Origin of the sequence: Gordonia terrae (assembly GCF_051789125.1) — a bacterium.
Taxonomy (GTDB): domain Bacteria; phylum Actinomycetota; class Actinomycetes; order Mycobacteriales; family Mycobacteriaceae; genus Gordonia; species Gordonia terrae_A.
This window is the reverse complement of sequence record NZ_CP196526.1, coordinates 1,286,193-1,298,858: the sequence shown is the minus strand read 5'-3', so window position 1 is coordinate 1,298,858 and position 12,666 is coordinate 1,286,193. Positions and strand designations below refer to the sequence as shown.

The following is a 12,666-nucleotide window of genomic DNA, read 5'->3' as shown; positions in this document are numbered from 1 at the left end:
GTCACGACACAGCAACCAAGACATAACGTCCCACCGACCGCGCCGAGCCTCGTTCCGCCGGTGGGAACGACAAGCAATCTAGGAACGAGGGCGGGGGACCCAACCTCAGTCCCCTGAGAACGGACACCACACCAGGTGTCCTCGGGGTTAAGTCCCGGAATCCCTGGCCGACGCCAGGTGGACCGGGGCCGAGCACCTCTCGCTCGAACCCGACAGCTGACTCCGTAGGCGCGTGGAGAGAGGAAATACATTCATGTCCGGACGTCATCGCAAGCAGACGACCAGCACCACCACCAAGACCATCACCAAGGTCGCCCTCACCGGCGCGGTCCTGGGTGGCGGAGCAGCCCTCCTGGGCACCGGAACCGCCAACGCGGCCACCGACGCCGAGTGGAACCAGGTCGCCCAGTGCGAGTCCGGTGGCAACTGGGCCATCGCGACCGGCAACGGCTACCACGGCGGTCTGCAGTTCTCGCCGAGCACGTGGACCGGCCACGGCGGCGGCGAGTTCGCCCCGACGGCCGATCAGGCCTCCCGCGAGGAGCAGATCGTCGTCGCCGAGCGTGTGCTGGGCTCGCAGGGCAAGGGCGCATGGCCCACCTGTGGCACCGCCCTCTCGGGTTCGACCCCGCGCAGCGCGCCGACCGACACCCCGCGTGAGATCACCCCGCAGCTTCCCGGCGGCAACGGCAGCGTCGACCTCGCCCAGACGACCGAGGACGTCGCCGAGCAGGTCACCGATGCCCTGACCAAGGCGGGCGTGAGCCCCGAGGTGCAGAACCTGTGGAAGGCGGCTGCCGACAGCGGCGTCTCGTTGAGCCCCGAGCAGATCAAGATGTTCAACGACAACAAGCACCTGCTGCCGCTTCCCTGATCTCCTGCTGTCGCGCGGCGGACCGAGGTTCACCGACGACGACAGCCGGCACAGACGAAGGGCCCCGCACGATGAGCGATCCGTGCGGGGCCCTTTTCCAATTCTCGGGGGCGTCGACGAGCTCGACGGCATCGTCGGACGTCACGGTCAGGCCGAATTGACCCACTCGTCGGTACCGTCGTCGAAGAACTGATGCTTCCAGATGGGCAGTCGCGCCTTGACCTCGTCGACGAGGCGCGAGCACGTCTCGAACGCCGCCCGACGATGATCGGCAGCGACGGCCACCACGAACGCGACATCTCCGATGCGGAGATCGCCGACGCGATGCGACACGGCGACCGCGCGTACCCCGTCGACCGCCGACACCTCCTCGACCACGTCGGCGAGAACCTTCGGCGCGGTCGGGTGGCCGGAGTAGTGCAGCGCGGTGACCGACCGGCCACCGTCGTGATCGCGGACCGCCCCGACGAATCCGACGACTGCCCCCGCCTTGCCGTCGGCGGCGTCGACCACCATCTGCTCGTGATCGGCGAGACCGATCGCCTTCCCCGACACCGCGGTGTGCACGACCCTTCGGCCGTCGTCGCCCATCAGTGATCGCCTCCCCGGATCTGATCGAGTGCGTGGTGGACGACCCCGGCGAGGACGTCGAGGCCGTCTCGGACGCCGCCGGTGGAGCCGGGCAGGTTCACCACGAGTGTGGAACCCGCGACGCCGGCCAGTCCGCGCGACAGCACCGCGGTCGGGATCTTCGGCAGGCCCGCCGCGCGGATCGCATCGGCGAGACCAGGGATCTCGCGGTCGAGCAGCGGGCGGGTTTCCTCGGGCGTGCGATCGGTGGGGGTGAGACCGGTTCCCCCGGTGGTGATGACGAGGTCCACATCGGCGTAGACGGCGGCACGCAGCGCGTCGCCGACCGGTGGCCCGTCGGCCACCACGTCACACTCGCCGACCTCGAAACCCTGCTCGGCGAGCCAGCTCTCGATGATCGGCCCGGTGCGGTCGGCGTAGGCACCGCTGCTCGCCCGGTTCGACGCGACGACGATCCGCGCGACGCGTGCGCGGTCAGTCATCGCCGGATTGGGAGGGGTCGCGGTGCCAGTCCCCCGACTTCCCGCCGGTCTTCTCGAGAAGGCGGATGCCGTCCATGTGCGCGCGCCGGTCCACGGCCTTGACCATGTCGTGCAGCGTCAGGCCGGCGACGGCGACCGCGGTGAGCGCCTCCATCTCCACTCCGGTCTGACCCGAGGTGGCGACCGTGGCGGTCACGTCGATCGTGTCGGTGCCGATCGAGAAGTCGACCTCGACCGACGACAGGGCCAGCTGATGACACAGCGGGATCAGCTCGTCGGTGCGTTTGGCGGCCATGATCCCGGCGATGCGCGCGGTGGCGAGGACATCGCCCTTGGGCAGCTTCGACTCGCTGAGCAGGCCGATCACCTCGGCGGACGTGTGAAAGGTTCCGCCGGCGACGGCCCTGCGCCGCGTCGTCGCCTTGGCGCCGACGTCGACCATGCGGGCCGTGCCGGCACTGTCGATGTGTGTCAGCCGGGCGCCGTCGGCTCCGCGGGAGTCCGACCCACCATCGTCAGCTCCGGTGGGCGGCATCGGTGTCAGCGGTTGACGACGGTCTTCGACTGCACGAAGGGCAGCTGATCGGCCGGGATCGGGAACTCGGTCTCGCCGAACGGCGACAGCGCGCCGGAGATGTGGGTCGCGAGCTCGGACACGGCGTGCTCTGCTGCGTCGCCGTTGTCGTCCTGCGGCCAGCCGTTGTCGACGTAATGCTTCTTACGGACCTTGCCGGTGCCGGCGCCGGCCTCGCCGGGGCTGGTCGTGCCGGTGCTTGCTGCGTCAGCGCCAGTTTTGTTTGCCACGTCGAGCATTGTGCCATGTCGTTCGGATGAACAAGTGCCGTGTCCAGGGCAGGAGGGCCGTCCCGGCGCTATCGTCGTCGCATCAACGGGCACGCCACCAGGAGGCACCGATGGCCCCCCAGCCAGAGCAGGTCGCCGGGTACCGCGTGATCACCCGCCTGGGCTCGGGCGGGATGGGGACCGTCTACCTGGTCGAGAACCCGCAGCTGCGACGCCGGGAGGCCCTCAAGGTCATCTCGGTCGCCGACACCGTCGACGACGAATTCGCCCGCCGGTTCAGTCGCGAGGCGCAGACCGCGGCCGCGCTGGACCATCCGAACATCGTCACGATCTATCACTACGGGGTCAGCGACGGCGATCCCTGGTTCACGATGGCCTACCTCGACGGTGCCGACCTTCGTCGCTCCTCGTTCCGGCCGGATGAGGTGGCGACCGTCGTCGCCCGGGTCGCCGACGCCCTCGACCACGCACACGAGCGCGGGGTGATCCACCGGGACATCAAGCCCGGCAACATCCTGGTCACCCGCAGGGCGACCGATCACGCTCTCGACCGTGTGGTCGTGCTCGACTTCGGGATCGCGAAGCTCACCAGCGCCACCACCTTGACGGCACCGTCGTCGTTCGTCGGGACTCTCGTCTACGCCGCACCGGAGATCCTCGACGGCAAACCGGCCGGACCGGCCTCCGATCAGTACTCGCTGGCGTGTACCGCCTACGAATTGCTCTCCGGCGCAACGCCCTTCGACGCCGACACCCAGACCCGGCACATCGTCGCCAAGTTGACGACGTCCCCGGCCCGGATCAGTGAGCACCAGCCCGGGCTCGCCGCACTCGACCCCGTGTTCGATCGCGCGCTCGCTCGTGACCCGATGGACCGCTACCCCACCTGCCGCGACTTCGCGGACGACCTGCGCGCCGCCCTCACCGGGGCCGGTCCCGGGCCGGACCCCGGCAGCGACGAGGCGACCCGGGTGATCCAGACACCGCCGGGCACCCGGCATCTCTCTTCACCGCCGGGCCTCACCCCGCCCCTTCCGGTCGGAACCGCCACCAGGGTGCCGCCGACCTCTCCACCGCCGACCCCAACCCCTCCGCCGCCGGCCCGGAGTCGACGACCGCTGGTGATCGGGACGGTGTGCGCGGTGGTGGTCCTCGTGGTCGTCGCCGCGATCGCCGTGTTGACCCTGCGCGGCAACGACACCGACCCCGGTGCGCCCGCCCCGCAGGCATCGAGTGCCGCCGGGGCGCAAGTCAGCGCCGGCCTGGGGACGACCTGTTCGCTGCGGGATGGAACCGCCTATTGCTGGGGACTCAACGACAACGGACAACTCGGCGACGGCACGACGACCGACCGCTCGACCCCGACTCGTGTCGCCGACCTCGCCGACGTCACCGCCATCACCACGGGCGGTCCGAACACGTGCGCCGTCGCCGGGTCGGACGCGTACTGCTGGGGCAACAACGACTACGGGCAGATCGGCGACGGCACCACCGACGCGCGCCTGGTCCCCACCCGCGTGGCCGGACTCGACGACGTCACCGCCGTCTCGACGGCCAACTGGGCCACCTGCGCCATCTCCGCCGGGTCCGCTTACTGTTGGGGCACCAACGATTTCGACCAGGTCGGTGACGGTTCGACGGCCAACCAGTATCGCCCGGTCCGGGTCGAGGGGCTCGACGACGTGACCGCCATCAGCGTGGGGGTGAACTTCACCTGTGCGATCGCCGGCGGGGACGCCTATTGCTGGGGACTCAACGACAACGGGCAGCTCGGCGACGGCACCACCGTCAACCGCGCCCGGCCCACGCGGGTGGCCGACCTCGATGCCGCCACCGATGTGTCCGCGGGAGCGGCCGCGGCCTGCGCGACCGCCGGCGGCAGCGCATATTGCTGGGGCGACAACGCCTTCGGTCAGCTCGGCGACGGGACCAAGGAGTCGCGGACCGCCGCGACGCTCGTATCCGGGTTGAGTGACGTCAGCGCCATCACCACGGGCACATCGAGTACCACGTGTGCCGTCGCGGGCGGGGCGGCCCACTGCTGGGGTGCGAACGCCTGGGGATCGGTCGGTGACGGCACCCTCGAGGACCGCACCGCGCCGGTCCGCGTCGATCGACTGACCGGGGTCGACGCGGTGTCCGCGGGCGAGCGGACCACGTGTGCGTTCGCCTCGTCGACCCTGTACTGCTGGGGGTTCAACGCCACCGGTCAGCTCGGCGTCGGAAGCACCGACGACCGCCTGGAACCGACGCCGGTGTCCTTCTGAGAGCACCGCCGTGAGCACCGCCGGGTCATCCGGTTGAAGGGTGCCCCAGGCCTGCGGGGGTTCGGTATCGTCCCTGCGTACGTCTGTGAGAGCAGCCAATCGTGAACCCCAGGAAGAGGTGACGCCGTGCCGTTGAGTCCTGGCACCCACATCGCCGGTTATCGCGTGATCTCACAGATCGGCGCGGGCGGTATGGGCGAGGTCTACCTCGTCGAGAACCTGCAGCTCGAGCGACGTGAGGCGCTGAAGGTCATCTCGACCGCGGTCAGCGCACAGCCCGGCTTCAACCAGCGGTTCACCAACGAGGCGCGCACCACCGCGAAGCTCGACCACCGCAGCATCATCACCATCCACCAGTACGGCATCGAGGACGGTTCGCCGTGGTTCTCGATGAGCTATGTGGAGGGCAAGGACCTCACCGAGGAACGCCTCACCCCACCGGAGGCGGCCACGGTCGTCACGCAGGTCGCCGACGCCCTCGACTACGCGCACCGCCATCACGTCGTCCACCGGGACATCAAGCCCGCCAACATCCTCGTGACGCGCGATCCGGCGACCAACGCCGTCGAACGCGCCCTCGTCCTCGACTTCGGCATCGCCAAACTCGCCGGCTCCGCCAACCTCACCGGTACGCACTCGTTCATCGGCACCGTCGCGTTCTCGGCCCCGGAGACCCTCGAGGGCGCCGACGCCACGGCACGGTCGGATCAGTACTCGCTCGCCTGCACCGCATACGCCATGCTCGCGGGGCAGCCGCCGTTCGTCGGACAGTCGGAGCCGTCGGTGATGCTGGGTCACATCCAGCGGCCCGTTCCCCACATCGGTTCCCTGCGCGGAGATCTCGCCCATCTCGACCCGGTCTTCCAGCGCGCCCTGTCGAAAGATCCCGCGGCCCGCTACCCCGACTGCCGCAGCTTCGCCTCGGCGTTGCGGTCGGCGCTCGAATCCCCTGCTGCGCAGAGCAACACGATCACCGCGGGGTCGGTGCCGCCGCCGACGCTCATGGGCGGAAGCACCGGCGGGCCCTCCGCACCGCACCAGCAGTTCGGACCGCAGTACGGCCAGTACACTCCGCCGCCCCAGCCGACGATGACGGGTCCGTCGGGTCCGCAACCGCTGATGAGCAAGCCGTCGGGGCCGCAGCCGCTGTACACCTCGGCTCCGCACAACCCGCCACCGCACCTCTCTGGGCCGCATGCCCAGCCCGGACAACCGGGATATCCCGGAATGCCGCCGGCCCCGCCGAAGAAGAAGCGGACCGGCCTGATCATCGCCGGCGTCCTCGGCGCCGTCCTGCTGCTCGTCGTGGCAGCGGTCGTCGGGCTGGCCGTGATCGGCAGCACCGTCGACGACCCGGAGAAGGCTCCCGTCGCCCAGCCGGTGGTGACCACGAACTTCGGCAGCAGCTGCGCGGTGGTCACCGGCGCCGTGCACTGCTGGGGCGACAACGACACCGGCCAGCTCGGTGACGGCACAACCACCCCGCACACCCGCCCGGTCGCGGTCACCGGCGTCTCGGGCGCCACCGCGGTCGCCACCGGTGGATACCTCACCGGCGAGAACGCCTACGTGGCGACGGCATGCGCCATCGCAGCCGGCGACGCCTACTGCTGGGGCAACAACCACTACGGCGAGGTCGGCAACGGCAGCAGCGGCGAGACGGTCAACACCGCGGTCAAGGTCGGGGCCATCTCCGACGTGAAGGCCGTCTCCACCGGCTGGGGCACGACGTGTGCCGTGTCCGGCACCGACGCCTACTGCTGGGGCAACAACGAGTACGGCCAGCTCGGCACGGGCGGCGGCACCGATCCGGTCTCGGCACCCACGAAGGTCCCGGGGCTCGGCGTCGTCACCGACATCGCCACCGCGTACGGAACGACGTGTGCGGTCTCCGACGGCTCGGCATTCTGCTGGGGCGCCAACGACAACGGCCAGATCGGCGACGGCAGCACGACGTCGCGTTCGGCCCCCACCAAGGTCGGCTCGCTCACGGACGTGACCGACATCGCCATCGGCGGCTACCACGAGGCCGCCGAGGACGACGACCCCGACACCAACACGAGCACCTACTTCCAGACCGCATGCGCTGTGGCTGGTGGCGACGCGTACTGCTGGGGCTCCAACGCCTACGGCCAGATCGGCGACGGCACCATCGAGACCCGCCAGACCCCGGTGCAGGTCAGCAACCTCTCCGGCGTCACCGGTATCTCGACCGACTGGGGCACCACCTGCGCGGTCTCCGACGACAAGGCGTTCTGCTGGGGCGACGACGATCGCAGCCAGCTCGGATCAAGCGGCGGCTCGGTCAAGATCCCGCGTGAGGTCACCTCGCTCACCGACGTCACCGCGATCTCCACCGGCAACGGGACCTCGTGTGCGATGTCGGCGGCGTCGGTCTACTGCTGGGGTTTCAACAACGACGGACAGATCGGCGACGGCTCCAGCGGTGACAGCGCCAATCGCACCACTCCGACCAAGCTGACGATCTAGCGGAGCCGCCGTCGAGCGCAGCGCGGAGCCGAGTCGAAGGCCCAGGTAAGCTCGATCGAATGAGTTCGGATGACCAGCACAGCGGCCTGGCCGCCGAGTTGGCTGCGCGTTCGGACGACGAGCTGACGGACTTGCTCCTCGAACGCCCGGATCTCGCCTCCCCCACTCCGTCGGGTACCCGGGTTCTCGCCCAGCGGGCGCTGTCGGCGGCCTCGCTGGCCCTCGCCGGTGAGGATCTCGACGTCCTCGCGGTCGCCGTCCTCGAAGAGGTCGTCGGGGCGAGCACCGCCGATGGACACCGCGAGCTACCCGGTCCTGTGCCGGTGGCGCACCTGCTCGATGCCCTCGACGGCCGCGCCGACCCGGATCTACTGCGCGCTCGTATCGACCTGCTCCGACGCCGGGCCATCGTCTGGGGTGACGACTCCGGCCTGCACTCGGGCGCGCACACGGCGTCGGCGATGCCGTGGAAGGCCAGGCATCTCACCGGTCCGCTCGCGGGCCGGTCGGCCGACGACATCGCCGCGATGCTCGCCGAACTCGACGAGCGCCCCCTCGGGCTGCTGCAGACCCTCGCGCGCGGGCCGGCACTGGGCCGAAGCCGCGACGCGTCACCCGACGCCGATCCCACCTCGCCTGTGGCGCAACTCATCTCGTCGGGTCTCCTGGCACGAATCGATGAGCAGACCGTCGAGCTCCCGCCCATGGTCGGCGCCGTGCTCCGCGAAGAACCCGCCTGGCACACCGATGATCTCAATCCGCCCGTGCTGCACGAGCCGCGCGCCAAACCGCGATTTCCCGCCAAGGCCGTCGACGCGGCCGCCGGCGGTGAGGCCCTCGAGCTCATCCGCCACCTGAGCCAGTTGATCACCGTCCTCGGCGCCACCCCGGCCGCGGTCCTCCGCTCCGGCGCCCTCGGTGTCCGCGAGCTCCGGCGCCTGGCCAAGCTGACCGGACTCGAGACGCAACGTGTCGCGTTCCTCATCGAACTCGCCGCGTACCTCCGACTGATCGACGCCGGATTCCCGGAACCGCCGCCGCCCAACGACTCCGGGGAACAGTCCTTCGCCCCCACTTCCACCGCGGACACCTGGCTGCACCAGCCACGAGAGCGCCAGTGGCTCGCGCTGGCCGACGCCTGGCTGCACATGCCGCGCCGCGCGTGGCAGGTCGGCGAGCCCGATCGGGACGGCAATGCGCTCGCCACGCTCGCCGCGGACCTGCACGACGCCTATGCCCCGGTGCAGCGACAGCTCATCCTGTCGACACTCGCCGACGCGGACCCCGCGGTCGCGGTGCCCACCGACACGGTCCTCGCCGCACTCCACTGGCACCGGCCCCGCCAGATCCGCCGCTTCAGTCGCCGCGTCGTCGCCGAGACCCTCCGCGAGGCACGGGAATTGGGCCTGGTCGCACATGACGCGCTCACCACCGTGGGGCGGGCCTACACGGTCGAGGATCCGCCCGATGCCGATCCGGCCGACGCCGATGCCGCCGTGCTCGCGGCCATGCGCAAGGCGTTACCGGCTCCGGTGGACCACTTCTTGACGCAGGCCGACCTCACCCTGACCGTCCCCGGGCCGATGACCCCGGAACTGGCGGAGCAGGTCGAGCTCGTCGCCGACCTGGAATCCGGCGGGGCCGCGTCGGTGTACCGGGTCTCCCCCGAGAGCGTGCGCCGCGCGCTCGATGCCGGACGCAGCAGCAACGAACTGCTGTCGATGTTCACCACCCACTCGAGAACACCTGTGCCGCAGTCACTCACATACCTGATCGAGGATGTCGCACGTCGGCACGGGCAGCTCCGCGTCGGGGTCGCCTCGGCCTTCATCCGATGCGAGGACCCGACGGTGCTCGCCGCCGTGCTGCGCAGCCCGGCCGCCGATGCCCTCGCCCTGCGCGCACTCGCACCCACGGTCGCGGTCTCGCAATCAGAGGTGCGGGACGTCATCGACCAACTGCGTGCCGCGGGATTCGCTCCCGCAGGCGAGGACTCGTCGGGCGCGCTGGTCGATCTGCGGGAGCGCGGGAGCCGGGTCTCGGTGTCGCGGGCGCGGCGTCAGAGCCAGCCGCGCCGTAGCGCCCCGTCGGAGGCACAACTGCGGTCGGTGGTCACCCGCATCCGCTCGACCGACCGGGCCGCCGCCGCGACCCCGGTCGTGCGCACCGATCACGCCACCCCGGTCCGCGCCACCGGCGGCGGCGAGTCGGCGACGGCCCTCATCCAGTTGGCGCTGCGTGCGAACCGCAGGCTCCGCGTCGGGTACGTCGATGCGCAGGGTTCCGCGAGCCGGCATGTGGTGATCCCCAAGATCCTGGGCGCCGGCCAACTCGTCGCCGTGGAGGAGGGCAGCGACGACGAGCAGCGCTTCTCGCTGCATCGGCTGACCAGCGTCGAGCTCCTCGACGCCTGAATTCCGGCCAGTAGAGACATACTGTGTCGGACGTCTCATTCTTGGTACAGTCGGTTATGACCGCCGCACGCGAACTCCCCGAACGCGAACATCGTGGCGGCCCTGTCGCCGACACCTATCAGCACGATCTCGTCGCGCGCACGAAGCCCACGTCCCGTCGCCGGCCGGTGAGACGGCCGGCAGATCTGGTCACCGCCATCGGTCCCACACTCGCCGGGGCGAACGTCATCATGCAGCTGGCCAACCCGAAGGTGGGCTACGGCGTGCACGAGAGCCGCGTTCCCTCCGGCAACGCCATCAAGCGCCCGATCAAGCGCGGCCGCACCACCGGCACGTTCCTCGCCGTCGCCCTGATGGGCAACGACGCCGACAAGGCCTACATCCACGAGGCGGTCGGCCGCATCCACGATCAGGTGTACTCGACCGAGACGAGTCCTGTCCGCTACAGCGCGAACGACTCGCGTCTGCAGCTGTGGGTCGCGATCTGCCTGCTCAAGTACTTCATCGACCAGTACGAACTGCTCCACGGACCCTTGAGCGCCGAGGAGAAGCAGTCGGTGCTGAGCCAGGCACATCCGCTCGGCACCGCGCTCAACGTGCCCGCGGACAAGTGGCCCGCAACCTACGAGGACCTGTTGGTCTACTGGAATGCCGAGCTCGACGGGCTGCGGATCGACGAGCCGGTCCGCGACGAGCTGCAAAGTCTCGCCGATCTCTCGTTCCTCGAGTACCGGGTCGGCAAGCTCGGGACCCTTGCGCATGTCACGCTCGGCCCCTCGTTGGCGTACGCCATCAAGGCGGGTCTGCCGCCGGAGTTCCGCACGATGATGCGCTGGCGGTGGACCGACCGCGACGAACGCCGCTACCAGCGCGCACTGGCCGGATTCCGTCTCGTGGACCCGGTCCTGGCTCCCGTTCTTCGAGGTGTCTTCCGGCTGAACCTCCTCGATCTGCGGCTCCGGCGCAAGCTCGGCATCCCCGTGTTCTGACGCACATCGTGCCCCGTCGCTGACAATCGTCGGTGCGATCTGGACAATGGAGCGGGTGACCGACGGACCCCTGATCGTGCAATCCGACAAGACGCTGCTGCTCGAGGTGGATCACCCCGACGCGGCGGCGGCGCGCGCGGCGATCGCCCCCTTTGCCGAGCTCGAACGTGCACCCGAGCACGTCCACACCTACCGGGTCACCCCGCTGGCCCTGTGGAACGCCCGCGCCGCCGGGCATGACGCCGAGCAGGTCGTCGACGCTCTCGTCACCTACTCTCGTTACGCCGTGCCGCAGCCCCTGCTCATGGACGTCGTGGACACGATGGGCCGCTTCGGTCGCCTGCAGCTCGTGAAGCACCCGGCGCACGGCCTGACGCTGGTCAGTCTGGACCAGGCGGTGCTGATCGAGGTGATGCGCAACAAGAAGGTCGCCCCCATGCTGGGCGCTCGCATCGACGACGACACCGTCATCGTGCATCCGTCCGAGCGCGGTCGCCTCAAGCAGGTGCTGCTGAAGGTCGGCTGGCCGGCCGAGGACCTCGCCGGCTACGTCGACGGCGAGGCGCATCACATCGAACTCGCCCAGGACGACTGGCAGTTGCGCGACTACCAGGAGATGGCGGCCGACTCGTTCTGGGCCGGCGGCTCGGGCGTGGTGGTCCTTCCCTGTGGTGCCGGGAAGACGATGGTCGGCGCGGCGGCGATGGCCAAGGCCGGCGCGACGACGCTGATCCTGGTCACCAACACCGTCGCCGGCCGCCAGTGGAAACGCGAGCTCATCGCGCGCACGTCGCTCACCGAGGAAGAGATCGGCGAGTACTCCGGCGAGCGCAAGGAGATCCGGCCGGTCACCATAGCGACGTATCAGGTGATGACACGGAAGTCCAAGGGCGAGTACCGGAATCTCGATCTGTTCGATTCCCGCGACTGGGGTCTGATCATCTACGACGAGGTGCACCTGCTGCCCGCCCCGGTCTTCCGGATGACCGCCGACCTGCAGTCACGACGCCGCCTCGGCCTCACCGCGACCCTGGTCCGCGAGGACGGCCGCGAGGGTGACGTCTTCAGCCTCATCGGCCCCAAGCGCTACGACGCCCCGTGGAAGGACATCGAGGCGCAGGGCTGGATCGCGCCCGCCGAGTGCATCGAGGTCCGTGTGACGCTCACCGACGAGGAGCGCCTGCAGTACGCGGTCGCCGAGCCGGCGGAGAAATACAAACTCTGCTCCACCGCGCACACCAAGGTCAACGTGGTGAAGGCGATCCTCAACAAGCACAGCGACTCCCAGACGCTGGTCATCGGCGCCTACATCGACCAGCTCGAGGAACTGGGCCGCGAACTCGACTGCCCGGTCATCCAGGGGTCGACGAAGAACAAGGAGCGCGAGGCCCTGTTCGACCGCTTCCGTTCCGGCGAGCTGCAGACGCTCGTGGTGTCGAAGGTCGCCAACTTCTCCATCGACCTGCCGGAGGCCTCGGTCGCCGTCCAGGTGTCCGGCACCTTCGGGTCACGGCAGGAAGAGGCGCAGCGTCTCGGTCGCCTTCTGCGGCCGAAACACGATGGCGGACAGGCCCACTTCTACTCGGTGGTGTCCCGCGACACCCTCGACGCCGACTACGCCGCCCACCGCCAGCGCTTCCTGGCCGAGCAGGGGTACGCCTACCGCATCACCGACGCCGACGACCTCCTGGGCCCGACCATCGGCGACACCACGTCCACCGACTGAGTCCGGTCGAGCCGGCTACACCGGGCGAT

Annotated in this window: 10 protein-coding genes and 1 riboswitch; of the genes, 6 read left to right on the top strand and 4 right to left on the bottom strand. The window is 69.8% G+C overall.

Annotation, left to right across the window (positions count from 1 at the left end; all coding sequences use genetic code 11):
• Window positions 1-62: 62 nt before the first annotated feature.
• Window positions 63-247, top strand: a riboswitch (cyclic di-AMP (ydaO/yuaA leader).
• Window positions 248-253: 6 nt separating this feature from the next.
• Window positions 254-874 (top strand): transglycosylase family protein, encoded by a 621-nt coding sequence (locus ACSUZC_RS05910; protein ID WP_439031946.1) that lies wholly within the window; start codon window positions 254-256, stop codon window positions 872-874.
• Window positions 875-1,021: 147 nt separating this feature from the next.
• Here ACSUZC_RS05910 and ACSUZC_RS05905 read toward each other — a convergent pair whose 3' ends face one another.
• From ACSUZC_RS05905 to ACSUZC_RS05890, 4 genes are read right to left on the bottom strand one after another with little or no spacing between them, the layout of a single operon-like run.
• Entirely contained in the window at window positions 1,022-1,465 is a 444-nt protein-coding gene (locus ACSUZC_RS05905) for a molybdenum cofactor biosynthesis protein MoaE (RefSeq protein ID WP_439031945.1), read from the bottom strand.
• Complete coding sequence (locus ACSUZC_RS05900; RefSeq protein WP_439031944.1) at window positions 1,465-1,947, bottom strand: MogA/MoaB family molybdenum cofactor biosynthesis protein; 483 nt, start codon at window positions 1,945-1,947, stop codon at window positions 1,465-1,467. Before ACSUZC_RS05900 ends, ACSUZC_RS05905 begins: the two co-directional genes overlap by 1 nt.
• Entirely contained in the window at window positions 1,940-2,482 is a 543-nt protein-coding gene (gene moaC, locus ACSUZC_RS05895) for a cyclic pyranopterin monophosphate synthase MoaC (RefSeq protein ID WP_439031943.1), read from the bottom strand. Before moaC ends, ACSUZC_RS05900 begins: the two co-directional genes overlap by 8 nt.
• Before the next feature lie 5 nt (window positions 2,483-2,487).
• Complete coding sequence (locus ACSUZC_RS05890; RefSeq protein WP_439031942.1) at window positions 2,488-2,760, bottom strand: hypothetical protein; 273 nt, start codon at window positions 2,758-2,760, stop codon at window positions 2,488-2,490.
• Between the two features lie 101 nt (window positions 2,761-2,861).
• Between ACSUZC_RS05890 and ACSUZC_RS05885 the strand changes: the two genes are divergently transcribed.
• The 5 genes from ACSUZC_RS05885 to ACSUZC_RS05865 all read left to right on the top strand — a co-directional run bounded on the left by ACSUZC_RS05885 (window position 2,862) and on the right by ACSUZC_RS05865 (window position 12,637).
• On the top strand, window positions 2,862-5,018 hold the full coding sequence (locus ACSUZC_RS05885) for a protein kinase domain-containing protein (RefSeq protein WP_439031941.1): 2,157 nt from the start codon (window positions 2,862-2,864) through the stop codon (window positions 5,016-5,018).
• Window positions 5,019-5,144: 126 nt separating this feature from the next.
• A complete protein-coding gene (locus ACSUZC_RS05880) occupies window positions 5,145-7,508 on the top strand; it encodes a protein kinase domain-containing protein (protein ID WP_439031940.1) in 2,364 nt (787 codons plus the stop codon).
• 59 nt (window positions 7,509-7,567) lie between these two features.
• A complete protein-coding gene (locus ACSUZC_RS05875) occupies window positions 7,568-9,922 on the top strand; it encodes a helicase-associated domain-containing protein (RefSeq protein WP_439031939.1) in 2,355 nt (784 codons plus the stop codon).
• Window positions 9,923-9,978: 56 nt separating this feature from the next.
• Entirely contained in the window at window positions 9,979-10,911 is a 933-nt protein-coding gene (locus ACSUZC_RS05870) for an oxygenase MpaB family protein (RefSeq protein WP_439031938.1), read from the top strand.
• A 55-nt stretch (window positions 10,912-10,966) separates the two neighbouring features.
• Window positions 10,967-12,637, top strand: coding sequence for a DNA repair helicase XPB (locus ACSUZC_RS05865; protein ID WP_439031937.1), 1,671 nt, complete (start codon window positions 10,967-10,969; stop codon window positions 12,635-12,637).
• The last annotated feature ends 29 nt before the right edge of the window (window positions 12,638-12,666 follow it).

Coding starts and splice junctions, on each gene's coding strand:
- ACSUZC_RS05910 (WP_439031946.1), top strand. CDS start 254: ATGTCCGGACGTCATCGCAAGCAGACGACCAGCACCACCACCAAGACC.
- ACSUZC_RS05905 (WP_439031945.1), bottom strand. CDS start 1,465: ATGGGCGACGACGGCCGAAGGGTCGTGCACACCGCGGTGTCGGGGAAG.
- ACSUZC_RS05900 (WP_439031944.1), bottom strand. CDS start 1,947: ATGACTGACCGCGCACGCGTCGCGCGGATCGTCGTCGCGTCGAACCGG.
- moaC (WP_439031943.1), bottom strand. CDS start 2,482: ATGCCGCCCACCGGAGCTGACGATGGTGGGTCGGACTCCCGCGGAGCC.
- ACSUZC_RS05890 (WP_439031942.1), bottom strand. CDS start 2,760: ATGCTCGACGTGGCAAACAAAACTGGCGCTGACGCAGCAAGCACCGGC.
- ACSUZC_RS05885 (WP_439031941.1), top strand. CDS start 2,862: ATGGCCCCCCAGCCAGAGCAGGTCGCCGGGTACCGCGTGATCACCCGC.
- ACSUZC_RS05875 (WP_439031939.1), top strand. CDS start 7,568: ATGAGTTCGGATGACCAGCACAGCGGCCTGGCCGCCGAGTTGGCTGCG.
- ACSUZC_RS05870 (WP_439031938.1), top strand. CDS start 9,979: ATGACCGCCGCACGCGAACTCCCCGAACGCGAACATCGTGGCGGCCCT.